Source organism: Pseudomonas sp. SA233, assembly GCF_054792385.1.
The window spans coordinates 992,745-1,010,039 of sequence record NZ_CP096449.1; the positions used below are offsets into that span (position 1 = coordinate 992,745).

Here is a 17,295-nt window from a genome sequence, read left to right on the forward strand (position 1 = left end):
ATGCCGCTGGTGACATTCCTGCCGCACGAGAAGTTCTGCCCCGAAGGGCTGACCGTGGAAGTCGAGCCCGGGACCAACATCCTGGAGCTGGCCCACGACCATCACATCGAGATGGAAAGCGCCTGCGGCGGCGTCAAGGCCTGCACCACTTGCCACTGCATCGTGCGCAAGGGCTTCGACTCGCTCGAAGAAGCCGACGAACTGGAAGAGGACATGCTGGACAAGGCCTGGGGCCTGGAGGCTCAATCGCGCCTCGGCTGCCAGGTGGTTGTCGCTGACCAGGACCTGGTCATCGAGATCCCCAAGTATTCGCTCAACCACGCCGCCGAAGCGCCGCACTGAGGTTTACCCCATGAGCCTGAAATGGATTGATGTACTTGAGATCGCCATCCAGCTTGCAGAAAGCAAGCCGGAAGTCGATCCTCGTTATGTGAATTTCGTCGATCTGCACCGCTGGGTGCTGGCCTTGCCAGAATTCAGCGACGATCCGTCACGCGGCGGTGAGAAAGTGCTCGAGGCCATCCAGGCGGCCTGGATCGAAGAAGCCGACTGAACGCGTCCTGCAGGTTAGGCAATCCCCTGGAACCCGCGTATAATTCGCGGGTTTAATTTTTCGCAACACTCATTTTTCTGGAGTTTTCCATGGCTGTTCAACGTACTTTCTCCATCATCAAGCCTGACGCCGTTGCCAAGAACGTCATCGGCGAGATCACCACTCGTTTCGAGAAAGCCGGCCTGCGCGTCGTCGCTTCGAAAATGAAGCAACTGTCCAAAGCCGAAGCCGAAGGCTTCTACGCCGAACACAAAGAGCGCGGCTTCTTCGGTGACCTGGTTGCCTTCATGACCTCCGGCCCGGTCATCGTTCAGGTTCTGGAAGGCGAAAACGCCGTTCTGGCCAACCGCGAGCTGATGGGCGCCACCAACCCGAAAGAAGCTGCTGCCGGCACCATCCGTGCTGACTTCGCCGTTTCCATCGACGAAAACGCTGTTCACGGTTCCGACTCGGAAGCTTCGGCTGCCCGCGAAATCGCTTACTTCTTCTCCGCTACCGAGCTGTGCGACCGCATTCGCTAAGCGAAGCAGGTCTTGGGTGATTCCATGAGTGACATGACTGGCAAGATCAACCTGTTGGGCCTGACCCTGCAGGAAATGGAAAAATTCTTCGAGTCGATCGGAGAGAAGCGTTTTCGTGCCGGTCAGGTCATGAAATGGATTCACCACTATGGCGTCGACGATTTCGCCGCCATGACCAATGTCGGCAAGGCCTTGCGCGAAAAGCTCGAGGCCGTTGCCGAGATTCGGGGCCCGGAAGTGGTCAGTGAAGACATTTCCGCCGACGGTACCCGCAAGTGGGTGGTCCGCGTTGCTTCCGGCAGCTGCGTCGAGACTGTCTACATCCCCACCGACGATCGCGGCACCCTGTGCGTGTCGTCGCAAGCCGGCTGTGCCCTGGACTGCAGCTTCTGCTCCACCGGCAAGCAAGGCTTCAACAGCAACCTCACCGCCGCCGAAGTGATCGGCCAGGTGTGGCTTGCCAACAAATCCTTCGGGACCGTTCCGGCCAAGATCGACCGCGCCATTACCAACGTGGTCATGATGGGCATGGGCGAACCCCTGCTGAATTTCGACAATGTCATCGCCGCCATGAAGATCATGATGGAAGATCTGGGCTATGGCATTTCCAAGCGTCGCGTCACCCTGTCCACCTCGGGCGTGGTGCCGATGATCGACGAGCTGGCCAAGCACATCGACGTGTCGCTGGCCCTGTCGCTGCACGCGCCGAACGACGAACTGCGCAACAAGCTGGTACCGATCAACAAGAAGTACCCGCTGAAGATGCTTCTGGAATCGTGCATGGGCTACATGTCCACCCTGGGTGGCAAGCGCGTGCTGACCATCGAGTACACCCTGCTCAAGGACGTCAACGACCAGCCTGAGCATGCTGCGCAAATGATCGAGCTGCTGCGCGACGTACCCTGCAAGATCAACCTGATCCCGTTCAACCCGTTCCCGCACTCGGGCTACGAGCGGCCGAGCAACAACGCCATTCGCCGCTTCCAGGATTTGTTGCACCATGGTGGCTTCAACGTCACCACCCGCACCACCCGTGGTGATGACATCGACGCGGCCTGTGGTCAGCTGGTCGGCCAGGTCAACGACCGCACCCGCCGCAGCGAGCGCTACATCGCTGTGCGCCAGCTGTCCGCGGACGCCGAGCTGCAAGACAGCCCTGCCAGCCACTGACCGGGACCTTGCCCATGAGCCTGCGCGCCGCGCTGTCGATCCTTGCGCTTTCGCTGCTGGCCGGCTGCGTGTCGGGCGGCGCGGGCGACCCCCTGGCCAGCCGCCAGGGCAGGGCAGAGGCGGGGCGGGCCTATGTGCAGCTTGGGCTGGGTTATTTGCAACAGGGTTTGACCGAGCAGGCCAAGGCGCCGCTGGGCAAGGCCCTGGCCCTGGATGGTGGTGATGCCGATGCGCACGCCGCGCTGGCGCTGGTCTTTCAGGCCGAAGGCGAACCTGCGCTGGCTGAAACGCACTTCCGCAAGGCGCTGAAGGCACGCACCGGCGACACGCGAATTCGCAACAATTACGGCAGTTTCCTTTATGCTCAGGGCCGATTTGCCGAGGCCGAGCAGATGTTTCGCCTTGCCAGCGCCGATACCCTGTATCCTGAGCGCTCACGCGTTTACGAGAACCTGAGCCTGACCGCCCTGAAGCTCGAGCGCCGCGACCAGGCGCATGCGTATCTGCTGAAAGCTCTGCAACTCAACCAGCGGCAGCCGAAAGCCTTGCTGGAAATGGCTGAGTTGTCCTACGAAAACAGGCATTATGTGCCGGCCCGGGACTACTACGATCGTTTCAGCCAGTTGAGCGACCACGATGCCCGTAGCCTGCTGCTGGGCAGCCGCCTTGCCAGGGTATTCGACGAGCAAGGCACACTGGCCGAGCTGGGCCAGCAATTACAACGACTTTATCCCGGTACGCCGGAATATCAGCAATACCTGTCGGAGCAACGATGAAAGCCGCGCATCCCGAAGTAGCAGTAGCGCCTGGCCAGAACCCCGGTGAGCTTTTGCGTCAGGCCCGTGAGAACCGGGACTGGTCACAAGCCGAGGTGGCCCGCAAGCTCAACCTCACTGTCAGTTCGTTGAACCACGTGGAAACCGGCGCCTTCGACAAGCTGCCGGGGCATACCTTCGCCCGTGGTTATATCCGCGCCTATGCCAAGCTGATGGACCTGGACCAGGCTGCCCTGGTGGACGCCTTCGACCGTTACACCGGCACCCACGCCAAAGGCAGCGACGTGCACTCGCTGGGCCGTATCGAAGAGCCCGTGCGCCTGTCGCACAACATTCTGCGTGGCGTCAGCCTGCTGCTGCTGGTGGCAGTGGTCGGCGGCGGCTTCGTCTGGTGGCAGGACCAGGGCAGCCTGCGTGGCAAGGAGCTGGCCAAGATTGCCCTGGAGCACGTCGAAGTCGAAAGCGCCGACGGCACCACCCAGATTCACCCGCTAGATGAGCCTGAAGACCAGGCTGTTTCCGCTGGACAGCAGCCTGAGAGTGCGCCGCTGCCGCTTGAGCAGGGCGCAGCCGAGCAGCCTGCCGCCGTACCGGCACCGGCAAGCCCGGCACCTGCCGATACCGCTGTAGTACCGACACCGGCCCAGCAGGCGCCTGTGCCAGCGATCGCCAGCGCACCTGCTGCCGCGCCTGCGCCGGTAGCACCGGTTGCCCCGGCCCCGGCGGCTGTTGCACCTGCTACACCTGTAGCGGCCGTGGCCGCTGCCGAGCCTGCCGCCGCCGCAGTGCCGGCTGGCAGCGCCAAGGTCGCCATCCAGTTCGTCGCCGATTGCTGGACCCAGGTTACCGACGGCAACGGCAAGGTGCTGTTCAGCGCCATCAAGCGCAAGGGGGACAACCTCGAGCTGACCGGCAAGCCGCCGTTCTCGGTACGCCTGGGCTTTGCCCGTGGCGCCCAGGTCAGCTACAACGGCCAGGCCGTCGATGTTGCCCCGTTCACCAGTGGCGAGACCGCTCGCCTGAAGTTGGGACAGTAATCATGCACGGCGAATCTCCGATCAAACGTCGCGAATCCCGCAAAATCTGGGTCGGCAATGTACCGGTGGGTGGTGATGCCCCCATCGCGGTGCAGAGCATGACCAACACCGACACCAACGATGTGGCCGCCACCGTGGCGCAAATCCAGCGCCTGGTCGATGCCGGCGTGGACATCGTGCGCGTTTCGGTGCCGGACATGGACGCCGCAGAGGCGTTCGGCCGCATCAAGCAGCAGGTCAGCGTGCCGCTGGTTGCCGACATCCACTTCGACTACAAGATCGCCCTGCGCGTGGCCGAACTGGGCGTCGACTGCCTGCGCATCAACCCGGGCAACATCGGCCGTGAAGACCGTGTACGCGCGGTGGTCGATGCCGCCCGCGACCGGGGCATCCCGATCCGTATCGGCGTCAACGCCGGCTCCCTGGAAAAGGACCTGCAGAAGAAGTATGGCGAACCGACCCCGGCGGCGCTGGTCGAGTCGGCCCTGCGCCATGTCGAGCACCTCGACCGCCTGGACTTCCAGGACTTCAAGGTCAGCGTCAAGGCATCCGATGTGTTCATGGCCGTCGAAGCCTACCGCCTGCTGGCCAAGCAGATCGTGCAGCCGCTGCACCTGGGCATCACCGAAGCCGGTGGCCTGCGTTCGGGGACGGTGAAATCCGCTGTCGGCCTCGGTATGCTGCTGGCCGAAGGCATTGGCGATACCATCCGTATCTCGCTGGCGGCCGACCCGGTCGAAGAAGTGAAAGTCGGCTACGACATCCTCAAGTCGCTGCACCTGCGTTCGCGTGGTATCAACTTCATCGCCTGCCCGAGCTGCTCGCGGCAGAACTTCGATGTGGTCAAGACCATGAACGAGCTGGAAGGGCGCCTGGAAGACCTGCTGGTGCCGCTGGACGTGGCGGTGATCGGTTGCGTGGTCAACGGCCCGGGCGAAGCCAAGGAGTCCCATGTTGGGCTGACCGGCGGCACGCCGAACCTGGTCTACATCGACGGCAAGCCGGCGCAGAAGCTGACCAACGACAACCTGGTCGATGAACTGGAAAAGCTCATCCGCCAGAAAGCGGCCGAAAAGGCCGAAGCCGACGCGGCGCTGATCGTCCGTGGCTGACACACAGAATTCGTAAGGACTTTTCGTGAGCAAATCGCTGCAAGCCATCCGTGGCATGAACGACATCCTGCCAGAACAGTCGCCGCTGTGGCGCTACTTCGAAGGCACCGTGGCCGGCCTGCTGGACACCTACGGGTACAGCCAGATCCGCACGCCGATCGTCGAGTTCACCGAGCTTTTCAAGCGCTCCATCGGTGAAGTGACCGACATCGTCGAAAAAGAGATGTACACCTTCGAGGACCGCAACGGCGATTCGCTGACCCTGCGCCCCGAAGGCACCGCCGCCTGCGTGCGTGCCGTGCTCGAGCATGGAATCACCGGCAACGGCCAGGTGCAGAAACTGTGGTACATCGGCCAGATGTTCCGCCACGAGCGCCCGCAGAAGGGCCGTTACCGCCAGTTCCACCAGATTGGCGTGGAAGTGTTCAACCTGGATGGCCCGGACATCGACGCCGAGCTGATCATGCTGACCTGGCGCCTGTGGGGCCTGCTGGGCATCCAGGACGCGGTCAAGCTGGAGCTCAACAGCCTGGGCACCAGCGAAGCCCGTGCACGCTACCGTGATGCGCTGGTCGAGTTCCTCTCGGCGCGCCTGGAGCAACTGGACGAAGACAGCCAGCGCCGCCTGAAGAGCAACCCGCTGCGCATTCTCGACAGCAAGGACCAGAACACCCAGGCGGTGCTGGTCGGCGCGCCGAAGCTGGAAGACTACCTGGACGAAGAGTCGCGCGTGCACTTCGAGGGCCTCAAGGCCCGCCTGGACGCTGCCGGCATCCCGTTCGTGATCAACACCAAGCTGGTGCGTGGCCTGGACTACTACAGCAAGACCGTGTTCGAGTGGGTCACCGACAAGCTCGGCGCCCAGGGCACTGTCTGCGCCGGCGGCCGTTATGACGGCCTGGTCGAACAGATGGGCGGCAAGCCGACCCCGGGCGTCGGTTTCGCCATGGGCATCGAGCGCCTGATCCTGCTGCTGGAAACCCTGGGCAAGGTGCCCGAGTCCATCAGCCGCCAGATCGACGTCTACCTGTGCGCCTTTGGCGAACAGGCGGAGCTGGCCGGCCTGCGCCTGTCCGAAAGCCTGCGTGACCGCTTGCCGGGCCTGCGCCTGGCAGTCAACGCCGGCGGTGGCAGCTTCAAGAGCCAGTTCAAGAAAGCCGACAAGAGTGGCGCGCTGTTCGCCCTGATCCTCGGTGACGACGAACTGGCCAAGCAAGAGATCGGCTTCAAGCCCCTGCGTGGTCAGGGCGAACAACAGAACATTGCCTGGGATGCTCTGGCTGAGCACCTGGAAACCGCGATCGCGCAGGCGTAACGCGGTTCAACAAGCGAATAGGCGAAAAGGAGTATTGGGGTGTCGAGTACCGATGATGAACTGGCAGGGGTCAAGGACTGGTGGAACCGCAACGGCAAGCCGCTGCTGACCGGTGCCCTGCTGGCTGGCGTGGTGGTGTTGGGCTGGAATACCTGGCACAAGTACCAGAACAATCAGTCGCAAGGTGCCTCGCAGCTGTACCAGGCCTTGCTGGAGACCAGCCTGACGCCGACTGGCCAGCCTGACGCGACCAAGGTCGCGGAACTGGCCGGCAAGCTCAAGAGCGAGTTCGGTGGTACCGCCTACGCCCAGTACGGCAGCCTGTTCGTGGCCAAGGTCGCGGTCGAGAGCGGCAAGCTCGACGACGCTGCTGCCGAGTTGAAGAGCGTGCTGGACAAGCCGGCCGATGCCACTCTGGGCGAGATTTCGCGTCAGCGCCTGGCTCGTGTGCTGGCCGCCCAGAACAAGGCCGAGGATGCCCTCAAGCTGCTCGACGGCGACGCCGACAAAGCCTTCCTGGCCAGCCGCGAAGAGTTGAAAGGCGACCTGCTGGTGCAACTGGGTCGCGCCGACGACGCGCACAGCGCTTACGAGAAAGCCAAGGCTGCGTTGTCCGATGAGGCGGCGGTCGGTGGCCTGCAATTGAAGCTGGATGACTTGGCCAAAGGGGACGCGTAAGTGATCGGTTGGAAACATGCAGCAGTGCTGACCCTGGCCGTACTGGCCGCGGGTTGCAGCAGCAACAGCAAGAAGGAACTGCCTCCGGCCGAGCTGACCAAGTTCACCGAGGAAGTGGTGCTGAAAAAGCAGTGGAGCCGTTCGATCGGTGACGGCCAGGGCGAGACCTACAATACCCTCGTACCTGCCATCGAGAACGACCGTATCTACGCCTCCGACGTCAACGGCGAAGTCTTCGCCCTCGACCGCATCACCGGCGACGTGGTGTGGAAGAAGGACCTCGAGCTGCCGGTTTCCGGCGCTGTCGGCGTGGGCTACGGCCTGGTCATGATCGGTACCCTCAAGGGTGAAGTCATCGCCCTGGACTCCAGCACCGGTGAGGAGCGCTGGCGCTCCCGCGTGACCAGCGAAGTACTGGCCCCACCTGCCAACAACGGTGACGTGGTGGTGGTGCAGACCCAGGACGATCGCCTGATCGGCCTGGATGCCGCCACTGGCGACCGCCGCTGGATCTACGAAAACACCCCGGCCGTGCTGACCCTGCGTGGTACCGGCGCACCGATCGCCACCAATCGCCTGGCCGTCGCCGGCCTGTCCACCGGCAAGGTGGTGGCGGTGGACATCAACAACGGCGTGCCGGTGTGGGAAAGCCGTGTGGCAATCCCGCAGGGTCGTTCCGAGCTGGACCGCGTGGTCGATATCGACGGCGGCTTGCTGCTGTCGGGTGGTACCCTGTACGTCAGCACCTACCAGGGCCGCGTCGCGGGCCTGGACCTGGAAAGCGGCCGCGTGCTGTGGCAGCGTGATGCCTCCAGCTACGTGGGTGTCGCCCAGGGCTACGGTAACGTCTATGTCAGCGAAGCTTCCGGTACTGTCGAAAGCGTCGACGAGCGCTCGTCCAGCGCCCTGTGGACCAACGACACCATGGCTCGCCGCCAGCTGACCGCGCCTGAAGTGTTCTCCAGCTACGTGGCGGTGGGCGACTTCGAGGGTTACCTGCACCTGCTGAGCCAGGTCGATGGCCGCTTCGTCGGCCGTGAGCGTATCGACAGTGATGGCCTGCGCGCCCGCCCACTTGTGGTCGGCGACACCATCTACGTCTTCGGCAACAGCGGCAAGCTCGAGGCACTGACCATCCGCTGAAGCTATGCTTGAAGCCTTGGCGGGCTTCAAGCCGCGGCGTAGGACACGCCGCCCGAACTCCGGCCGCTGCCTTGCAGCGGCCTTTGCATTTTCAAGAATTCAAGAGTGGAGAGCCGAATGGTTCCCGTAATCGCCCTGGTGGGCCGCCCGAACGTCGGCAAATCCACCATGTTCAACCGCCTGACCAAGACCCGCGATGCCATCGTCGGTGACCTGTCGGGCCTGACCCGTGACCGCCAGTATGGTGATGCCACCTGGCAGGGTCGTTCCTTCATCCTGATCGACACCGGCGGTATCACCGGTGACGAAGTGGGCATGGACGAGAAGATGGCCGAGCAGTCGCTCATGGCCATCGAAGAAGCTGACTATGTGCTGTTCCTGGTCGATGCCCGTGCCGGCATGACCGCTGCCGACCAGATGATCGCCGAACACCTGCGCAAGCGGAACAAGGAAGCGATCCTGGTTGCCAACAAGATCGACAACATCGACGCCGATGTGGCTCGCGCCGAGTTCTCGCCGCTGGGTATGGGCAACGCCATCCCGGTGGCCGGCTCCCAAGGCCGCGGCATCAATGCGCTGATGGAGGCCGTGCTCGGCCACCTGCCACGCGACCAAGTCGAGGAAGCGCTGGACGCCGAAGTCGCCGAAGGCGAGGAAGCGGTGCGCATCCCGGGCCCGAGCGAGAAGGATGGCATCAAGATCGCCATCATCGGCCGCCCCAACGTCGGCAAGTCGACCCTGGTCAACCGCATGCTCGGCGAAGAGCGCGTGGTGGTGTACGACCAGCCGGGCACCACCCGCGACAGTATCTACATCCCGTTCGAGCGCGATGACGAGAAGTACACCTTCATCGACACGGCCGGCGTGCGCAAGCGCGGCAAGATCCACGAGGAAGTCGAGAAGTTCTCGGTGGTGAAGACGCTGCAGGCGATCAAGGACGCCAACGTGGTGATTTTCGTCATGGACGCCCGCGAAGGCGTGGTGGATCACGACCTGAACCTGCTGGGCTTCGCCCTGGAAGCTGGCCGCGCCGTCGTCATCGCCCTGAACAAGTGGGACGGCATGGAGCCGGGCGAGCGTGACTACGTGAAGACCGAGCTGGAGCGCCGGCTGTTCTTCGTAGATTTCGCCGACATCCACTTCATCTCCGCCCTGCACGGCACCGGCGTGGGCCACCTGTACAAGTCGGTGCAGGCCGCGTTCAAGTCGGCGGTAACCCGTTGGCCGACCAGCCGCCTGACGCAGATCCTCGAAGATGCCGTGAGCGAGCACCAGCCGCCGCTGGTCAACGGCCGCCGCATCAAGCTGCGCTATGCCCACCTTGGTGGTGCCAACCCGCCGCTGATCGTGATCCACGGCAACCAGACCGACAAGATTCCGAAGTCGTACTCGCGTTACCTGGAGAACACCTACCGCCGCGTGCTGAAGCTGGTCGGTACGCCGATCCGCATCGAGTACAAGGGCGGTGAGAACCCGTACGAGGGCAAGAAGAACACCCTCACCGACCGCCAGGTCAACAAGAAGCGCCGCCTGATGTCGCACCACAAGAAGGCCGAGAAGAAGCGCCGCGACAAGCGCTGATTCCGCGTCGACTTCTTCGCGGGTAAACCCGCTCCTACAGGACCCACAGTTTTCGAAATCTGTGCAGGACCTGTGGGAGCGGGTTTACCCGCGAAGAGGCCCTTTGATCCAGCGCAAATCCCCCTATTGTTTCAACCTTTTTCCTGACCGCTCGATCCGCTATGCTCGGACTCCACCCCGTGCCGGATACACCCCAGGAAAGAGGGCTCCATGATCCGCAGCAAACTGCCGAATGTCGGCACGACCATCTTCACCACCATGTCCCAGCTCGCCATGCAGACGGGCGCGCTCAACCTGTCGCAAGGCTTCCCCGACTTCAATGGCCCGCAGGCGCTGCTCGATGCAGTCGGCCGGCATGTGGCCGCCGGGCATAACCAGTATTCGCCGATGACCGGCCTGCCGGCCCTGCGCCAGCAGGTGGCGGCCAAGGTCGCGCGGCTGTATGGCGCGCAGGTGGATGCCGACCAGGAAGTGACCATCACCCCTGGCGCCACCGAGGCGATCTTCTGCGCCATCCAGGCTGTGGTGCATGCCGGTGACGAGGTAATCGTCTTCGACCCTTGCTACGACAGCTACGAGCCGTCCGTGGAACTGGCTGGTGGGCGCTGCGTGCATGTACAGCTGAGCGATGGCGATTTTCGCATCGACTGGCAGAAGTTCAGCGATGCCCTCAGCCCGCGCACGCGCATGGTCATTCTCAATTCACCGCACAACCCCAGCGGTGCGCTGATTACCCAAGAAGACCTGGACCAACTGGCCCGGCTTATCGCTGACCGCGATATCTACCTGGTCAGCGACGAGGTCTACGAGCACCTGGTCTATGACGGTGTACGCCATGCCAGCGTGTTGGCCCACGAGCAACTGTACCAGCGCGCCTTCGTGGTCAGCTCGTTCGGCAAGACTTATCACGTCACCGGCTGGAAGACCGGCTACGTGGTCGCCCCGCCGGCGCTGAGTGCCGAGCTGCGCAAGGTGCACCAGTACGTCAACTTCTGCGGGGTGACCCCGCTGCAGTGCGCCCTGGCCGATTTCATGGCCGAGCACCCCGAGCATATCGATGAACTGCCGGCCTTCTACCAGGCCAAGCGAGACTTGTTCTGCGGTTTGCTGGAGGGCTCGCGGTTCCGCTTCACCCGCACGGCGGGCACCTATTTCCAGCTGGTGGACTATTCGCAGATCCGCCCGGACCTGAACGATGTCGACATGTCGCTGTGGCTGACCCGTGAGCACGGCGTGGCGACCATCCCGGTGTCGGTGTTCTACCAGCAACCCATCCCCGAGCAACGCCTGGTCCGCCTGTGCTTTGCCAAACGAGAGGAGACGCTGCGTCAGGCAGCGGAAAAACTATGCGCGATCTGAGTACACTGCCGAATCTGAAAGTCGCCCTGGTGCAGACCACCCTGGCCTGGCACGACCGTGAGGCCAACTATGCGCACTTCGAAGAGCTGCTGGAGCAGGTGGGCGAAGTGGACCTGGTGATCCTGCCGGAAATGTTCACTACCGGTTTTTCCATGCAATCGGAAAGCCTGTGCGAGCCGGAAAACGGCCCGACCTACAAATGGCTGAAGGCCCAGGCGAAGAAGTACAACACGGTGATTACCGGCAGCGTGATCATCCAGGCCGCCGATGGCAGCCACCGCAACCGTCTGCTGTGGGCCCGACCGGATGGCGAGATCCTGCACTACGACAAGCGTCACCTGTTCCGCATGGCCGGTGAGCACAAGCATTACACCCCGGGTGAGCGCCAGGTGCAGTTCGAGCTCAAGGGCTGGCGGATTCGCCCGCTGATCTGCTACGACCTGCGCTTCCCGGTGTGGAGCCGCGATGCCCAGGACACCGACCTGTTGCTGTACACCGCCAACTGGCCGGCTGCGCGCCGCCAGCACTGGAACCGCCTGTTGCCGGCGCGGGGTATCGAGAACCTGTGCTATGTGGCGGCGGTGAACCGGGTGGGCACCGACGGCAAGGGCTTTGCCTATTCCGGCGACAGCCAGGTGCTGGATTTCCAGGGCGAGAGCCTGCTCAGTGCCGGCGAGGCCGACGGTGTTTTCACCGCTGTGTTGAGCGCGGCAGAGCTGGCGGCCTACCGGACCAAGTTCCCGGCCAACCTGGATGCCGATACCTTCGAGCTTCACTGACAGCTTGTACCGGCCTCTTCGCGGGTAAACCCGCTCCCACAGGTCCCCCACAGTGTTTGAATTCTGTGCAGTACCTGTAGGAGCGGGTTTACCCGCGAAGAGGCCTGTGCTGGTTACATCAGTTTCCGATCAGTACACATCCCGCCGATACCGCCCATCCTCGATCAGCTGTTGCACAACCGCTTCCCCGAGGATGCCGTTGAGCGCTGCATCCACCCCGGCAGCCATGCCTTGCAGGCTGCCGCAGACATACACACAGGCACCATCCGCGACCCAGCGCTTGAGCGTTTCAGCCTGCTGCAGCAACACATCCTGCACATACACCTTGTCGGCCTGATCCCGCGAAAATGCCAGGTCCAGGCGTGCCAGGTCGCCGTTGTCCAGCCAGCCTTGCAGCTCGTTGCCGCACAGCAGGTCATGCGCCCGGTTACGTTCGCCGAACAGCAGCCAGTTGCGCTGCTCGCCAGCATTCACCCGCGCGCGGAGCAGGCTGCGCAGGCCGGCCAGGCCGGTGCCATTGCCGATCAATACCAGCGGTGCAGCCGTTTCCGGCAGGTGGAAGCTGCTGTTGCGTCGCAAACGCAGGCTCAACATACCCCCAAGCGGTAGGTACTCGGTCAGCCAGCCGGAACCCAGGCCCAGGTTGCCATCGGCATGGCGTTCCTGGCGCACTATCAGCTCCAGCACACCATCGCTGGCGATCGAGGCAATCGAGTATTCGCGGCTGCCGATCGGCACCAGTGCGTCGACCAGCGCCTGCGGCTGCAAACCGACCAAGTGATCGCGACGGGTCGGCAACTGGCGACCGGACAGGGCCTGGGCGAGGGTTTCGGCCAAGCCATTCACTTGCACCTTGGCCCCGCCGTCCAGCGCCATGCCATCGAGGAAGGCGTCGATCCTCGGCTGGCCGTTGAGCGGCAGGATCTCCACCAGGTCGCCGGCTTCCCAGCTGGCGGGCTGCTCCGGTCGCAGGCCCAGCAGGTACACCGGCTGGCCCTGGCTGCCCGGGTTGAGCAGTTCGCGGCGCACCAGCGACCAGTTGCCGAAACTCGGCGGCTGCCAGGCGGCCACTGGCTGGGCGCCGGTCAGTTGCGCCAGTTCCTGCTGCCACTGCTGCAGCGCGGCCTGGTCGGCGTTGTCCACTTCCACCGGGCTGAACGCACTGCTGGCACCGCGTTCACCCAGCCATGCCTGCAGGCGGCGGGCGAAGCCGCAAAAGTGCGGATACTGGCGGTCACCGAGGGCGAGCAGGGCGTAGCTGAGGTTGTCGAGCGGCCAAGGCTGGCCTAGCACCTTGCGCTCGAAGGCGCGAGCGCTGTCGGGGGCTTCGCCGTCGCCGAAGGTGCTGACCACGAACAGCGCACGGCGGGCCTGGCGCAGGTCGCTTTCACCCAGTTCTGCCAGGGCGCGTACCTGCACTGGCAGGCCGGCGGCCTGAAGCTGCCCGGCGCTCTGCCAGGCCAGTTGTTCGGCAAGCCCGCTCTGGCTGGCAAAGCCGATCAGCCAGCTATCGCCGCTGGCAGTGTTGCTGGTGACGTTGCCACGGGCGGCACGTACCTGGCGCTTCTTGCGACGGCGGTCGAGGTACAGCAGCCAGCCGGTGACGAAGAACAGCGGCATGGTCAGGCTGGCGATGGTGACGATGATGCGCCCCGGCAGGCCGAAGTATTCGCCCACGTGCAGGGCGTAGACGCTCTGCAGCAGCTGGGCCTTGAAGGACTTGTCGGTGTAGCGGTCATGTCTTTTCACCTGGCCGCTGGCCGGGTCCAGTACCAGGGTGTTGAAGGCACGTGGGTGGTCGGCGTTATCCAGCAGGTAGAACAGGTTGGCCGGCTGGCCGCCTACCGGCGGCAGGCGCAGGTTGTACATGGCCAGGCCCGGGCCGGCAGCGTCCTTGAGATTGGCCCAGATTGCGTCGTAGTCGACCACCAGCGGCGGGGCGTTCTTGTCGATTTTCTGCGGCCCGTGGCGGCCCCGGCCTTCGCCGCGCTTTTGCTGCTGGCCGGCGGCCGGCGTGTCGGCCAGCAGCTTGTTCAGGCCGTCGCGGTACCACTCGTAGGACCAGAACAGCCCGGTCAGGGCGAACAGCAGGTAGAACAGCAGGCACCAGGTGCCAGCCACCGCGTGCAGGTCCCAGTGGAAGGCGCGGCCTTTCTTGGCCCAGTCGAAGGTCAGCCAGGTGCGCCAGTCCAGCGCCTTGCGCGGCCAGCGCAGGTACAGGCCGGAGAGGCAGAAGAACACCAGCATCAGGGTGCAGGCACCGGTGATCTGCCGGCCGCTGTCGCCCATGGCCAGGAAGCGGTGCAGGTTGAGCATGAGGTTGAAGAAGCCTTGCCCGGCCACTTCTCCCTTGAGTTCGCCGGTGTACGGGTCGGCATAGCGCAGCTGGCCACGGCGCTCGCCTGGCGGTGGGGTAAAGAAGACGCGTGCGGCGTTGCCTTCGCGTACATCGACCCACAGCATCGCCACCTTGTCGTGCTGCTGGGCCTCGACCCGCTGGACCAGTTCGGCCGGGGGCAGTACGCCCTCCGGGCGCACCTGGACCTTCAGGACATCGGCATTCAGCGCGCGCAGCAGTTCTTCCTGAAACGAGTACAAGGCCCCGGTGATACCCATCAAGGCCAGCACCAGGCCAGCGGTGATGCCAAAGAACCAGTGCAATTGGAACAGCGTCTTCTTCACCACATGATCACCTTGTGTTTCTGCCGCACACTGCGCGGCGTGCATTATGCCTTGATACGCAAAAGCCCCGCTCACGGGAATGAACGGGGCAGGATGGGCTAGTCAGTCAGGCTTGTGTTGTCTGTACCGGCCTCTTCGCGGGTGAGCCCGCTCCCACAGGTACTGCACTGACCTCAGGTCCAGTGATATTTCTGTGGGAGCGGGTTCACCCGCGAAAGGGCCGGCACAGGCGCAGCCCATTCAACAGATCAACCCGATCCCGGCATCAGAAGTGGACGCTGGTGGTCAACAGAGCCGTCCGCCCCGCCGCCTGGTTGGCGAAGTGGGTAGAGAAGGCCTTGTCGTAGTACACCTCGTTGGTCAGGTTCTGCACGTTCAGCTGCAGGTCGACGTTCTTGGTCAGCTTGTAGGCGGCCATGGCGTCGTAGCGCACGTAGCTGTCCACCATTGTGGTGTTGGCTACGTTGCCATACACGTCATCGACGTAGAACGCACCGCCACCGATGGTCAGCTTCGGCGTAATGGAGTAGGTGGTCCACAGGCTGGCGCTGTTGTTCGGCGTGTTTGGCAGCTGGTTGCCGTCGTTAGCCTTGTTCAGCGGGCCTCCGTCGATCTGACGCGCCTGGAGGTAGGTGTAGCCAGCGAATACCTGCCACTTGTCGGTGAGTTTGCCACTGGCCGACAGCTCGATGCCCTGTACACGAGTTTCGCCGACGTTCTCGTAGGTGGTGGTTTCCACCTGAACGCGGGCGTTTTCCTTCTCTGTGCGGAAGATCGCTGCTGCCAGCGACAGGCGTTCGTCCAGCAAGTCCCACTTGGTACCTACTTCGTAGTTGGTGGTTTCTTCCGGCTCCAGGTCACTGCCCAAGATATTGCCGCTGCGGTCAGTGGTGCCTGGCAGAGTGTTGGTTTCGGTACCTTCACCGAGCATGGCGCCTGGCGGGGTCGCGGACGTGGCGTAGGAAACATAGATGCTGCCGTTCTCGGCAGGCTTCCAGACCAGACCCAACTGGCCTGTGAAGAATTCACTCTTGTCGCGACCCTTGGTAGGTACGCCGTTCTTGTTCACGACGGTTGCGCCGCTGGCGTCGTAGGTACGGAACTTGGTATCGAAATGGTCGTAACGCAGGCCCATGTTCAGCAGCCACTGGGGCGTGAGCTCCAGTGTATCGAAAGCATAGATCGCACGTGTCTTGCCGCTGGTTTTGGTACCGGCGTAGTTGCGCGAGACCGTGCCGTCCCAAGCGTCATCCGGGTTCGGGTCGCTCAGCGAGGTGCAGCTACCGCCGTTGCCAGGCCCAGTGCAGCTGAGTTTGCTGTTTGGCGTGACTGTGTAACTCTGGCGGTCGGACTCTTCCTTGGTGAACTCGATACCGGTGGAGAAATTGTTCTTGAAGCCGCCGACGAAGAACTCACCGAACAGGTCGGTCTGGTTGGTTGTGGTGGCGGTGTTGCCAACACGGGTGTTGGCGCGACGCCAGACCCCGTTGTTGTTGACGTTGCCAACACTGTCGTCAGGCTGGGTCAGGATATAGTCCTGCATGCTGTTGCCGTGACGCAGGGTGTTTTTGATGGTCAGCGAGTCCGTGAGGTCGTGCTCGATGCCAATGGTTGCGATGTCAACGCGGGTCTTGCGGAAATCGCGGCCGGTCAGGCCATAGAAGTTGTCGCTGTCGCCGCCGTCAGTCGGCTTGCTCGGGTGCGCCGAGGTGCGTGCGGTGTTGCCGCCGGTCGGGATGGTGTACGGAATGCCCGAATCCGGCAGGTCGTCGCTTTCCAGATGGTAGTAGTCGAGGTTCACGCGGGTCGGAGTACCCAGGCCGAAGGCCAGCGATGGGGCGATACCCCAACGGTCGTAGTTGACCTTGTCGCGGCCGGCGACGTTGCTTTCGTGGGTCATCAGGTTCAAGCGGCCGGCAGCGGTATCGCTGAACTGGTAGTTACCATCGAAGGTGTAGCGCTGGGTCTGGTCGCTGCCCCAGGTCCAGGCGCCGTCGAGCGAGTTGCCCATGTGTGCACGTTTGCTCACCAGGTTGATGGTGCCGCCGGCGGCACCACGGCCGCCGATGGCCGAGTTCGGGCCCTTGGCCACTTCCACCGATTCGATGGCAAAGATTTCGCGGGTTTGAGCGCCAGTGTCACGCACGCCGTCCAGGTAGGTGTCACCTTGGGCGTCGAAGCCGCGGATGAACGGGCGGTCGCCTTGTGGGTTGCCGCCTTCGCCGGCACCAAAGGTGATGCCCGGCACAGTGCGCAGTGCATCCTGCAGGGTCAGGGCGTTGGTGTCCTTGATCACTTGCTGCGGGATCACGGTTACCGAGCGCGGGGTATCCACCAGCGGCGCGGTGTACTTCTGCGAGGACGCCTGGTCGACCTTGTAATCGGTGCTGGCCTGTTCAGCCTTGCCGTTGACGCTGGTGGCGTCGAGGGTGATAGCACTGCTGGCGACCGGGTCGGCGGCGTAGGCCGACGAAGCGCTGAGGGCTACGCCGATGGCAGACACGATCAGGCGTGGTGAACTCACTGCAGATGGTACGTACTGGCGCATTGCTAAGGACCTTCCCCAAGGTGGTAAGGCCGCGGATCTTA

At 63.4% G+C, this 17,295-nt stretch carries 15 protein-coding genes; 13 read left to right on the plus strand and 2 right to left on the minus strand.

Features of this window, described 5'->3' with window-relative positions:
- From fdx to M1D87_RS04690, 13 genes are all read left to right on the plus strand, one after another.
- Positions 1 to 342: an ISC system 2Fe-2S type ferredoxin gene (fdx, locus tag M1D87_RS04630; RefSeq protein ID WP_025337773.1), complete on the plus strand. Its 342-nt coding sequence runs from the start codon at positions 1 to 3 to the stop codon at positions 340 to 342.
- 10 nt (positions 343 to 352) lie between these two features.
- Positions 353 to 553 carry a Fe-S cluster assembly protein IscX gene (iscX, locus tag M1D87_RS04635; RefSeq protein WP_003257859.1) on the plus strand — a complete coding sequence of 67 codons (201 nt, stop codon included), beginning with the start codon at positions 353 to 355 and terminating at the stop codon, positions 551 to 553.
- A gap of 89 nt (positions 554 to 642) precedes the next feature.
- Positions 643 to 1,074, plus strand: a complete 432-nt coding sequence (ndk, locus tag M1D87_RS04640; RefSeq protein ID WP_013971021.1) for a nucleoside-diphosphate kinase — start codon at positions 643 to 645, stop codon at positions 1,072 to 1,074.
- 24 nt (positions 1,075 to 1,098) lie between these two features.
- Positions 1,099 to 2,244 (plus strand): dual-specificity RNA methyltransferase RlmN, encoded by a 1,146-nt coding sequence (gene rlmN, locus M1D87_RS04645; protein WP_013971022.1) that lies wholly within the window; start codon positions 1,099 to 1,101, stop codon positions 2,242 to 2,244.
- 14 nt (positions 2,245 to 2,258) lie between these two features.
- Complete coding sequence (gene pilW / locus M1D87_RS04650) at positions 2,259 to 3,020, plus strand: type IV pilus biogenesis/stability protein PilW (protein WP_421091778.1); 762 nt, start codon at positions 2,259 to 2,261, stop codon at positions 3,018 to 3,020.
- Positions 3,017 to 4,057, plus strand: a complete 1,041-nt coding sequence (locus tag M1D87_RS04655) for a RodZ domain-containing protein (protein ID WP_123085209.1) — start codon at positions 3,017 to 3,019, stop codon at positions 4,055 to 4,057. Before pilW ends, M1D87_RS04655 begins: the two co-directional genes overlap by 4 nt.
- A 2-nt stretch (positions 4,058 to 4,059) precedes the next feature.
- Positions 4,060 to 5,169 (plus strand): flavodoxin-dependent (E)-4-hydroxy-3-methylbut-2-enyl-diphosphate synthase, encoded by a 1,110-nt coding sequence (gene ispG / locus M1D87_RS04660; RefSeq protein WP_038408727.1) that lies wholly within the window; start codon positions 4,060 to 4,062, stop codon positions 5,167 to 5,169.
- A 25-nt stretch (positions 5,170 to 5,194) separates the two neighbouring features.
- On the plus strand, positions 5,195 to 6,484 hold the full coding sequence (gene hisS / locus M1D87_RS04665) for a histidine--tRNA ligase (protein ID WP_123085210.1): 1,290 nt from the start codon (positions 5,195 to 5,197) through the stop codon (positions 6,482 to 6,484).
- Between the two features lie 39 nt (positions 6,485 to 6,523).
- Positions 6,524 to 7,162 carry a tetratricopeptide repeat protein gene (locus tag M1D87_RS04670; RefSeq protein WP_013971027.1) on the plus strand — a complete coding sequence of 213 codons (639 nt, stop codon included), beginning with the start codon at positions 6,524 to 6,526 and terminating at the stop codon, positions 7,160 to 7,162.
- Complete coding sequence (gene bamB / locus M1D87_RS04675; protein ID WP_013971028.1) at positions 7,163 to 8,305, plus strand: outer membrane protein assembly factor BamB; 1,143 nt, start codon at positions 7,163 to 7,165, stop codon at positions 8,303 to 8,305.
- Positions 8,306 to 8,422: 117 nt separating this feature from the next.
- Positions 8,423 to 9,886, plus strand: coding sequence for a ribosome biogenesis GTPase Der (gene der, locus M1D87_RS04680; RefSeq protein ID WP_123085211.1), 1,464 nt, complete (start codon positions 8,423 to 8,425; stop codon positions 9,884 to 9,886).
- Positions 9,887 to 10,096: 210 nt separating this feature from the next.
- Positions 10,097 to 11,245 (plus strand): pyridoxal phosphate-dependent aminotransferase, encoded by a 1,149-nt coding sequence (locus tag M1D87_RS04685; protein WP_123085212.1) that lies wholly within the window; start codon positions 10,097 to 10,099, stop codon positions 11,243 to 11,245.
- On the plus strand, positions 11,233 to 12,024 hold the full coding sequence (locus M1D87_RS04690; protein WP_024086306.1) for an amidohydrolase: 792 nt from the start codon (positions 11,233 to 11,235) through the stop codon (positions 12,022 to 12,024). Before M1D87_RS04685 ends, M1D87_RS04690 begins: the two co-directional genes overlap by 13 nt.
- Before the next feature lie 129 nt (positions 12,025 to 12,153).
- Here the strand turns inward: M1D87_RS04690 and M1D87_RS04695 are convergent, their stop codons facing one another.
- Together M1D87_RS04695 and M1D87_RS04700 are read right to left on the minus strand one after the other, a co-directional pair.
- The gene (locus M1D87_RS04695) at positions 12,154 to 14,709 is read right to left on the minus strand and encodes a PepSY domain-containing protein (RefSeq protein WP_123085213.1); all 2,556 of its coding nucleotides are present in this window, start codon (positions 14,707 to 14,709) and stop codon (positions 12,154 to 12,156) included.
- Positions 14,710 to 14,971: 262 nt separating this feature from the next.
- Complete coding sequence (locus M1D87_RS04700) at positions 14,972 to 17,254, minus strand: TonB-dependent receptor (protein WP_421091779.1); 2,283 nt, start codon at positions 17,252 to 17,254, stop codon at positions 14,972 to 14,974.
- Between the last annotated feature and the right edge of the window lie 41 nt (positions 17,255 to 17,295).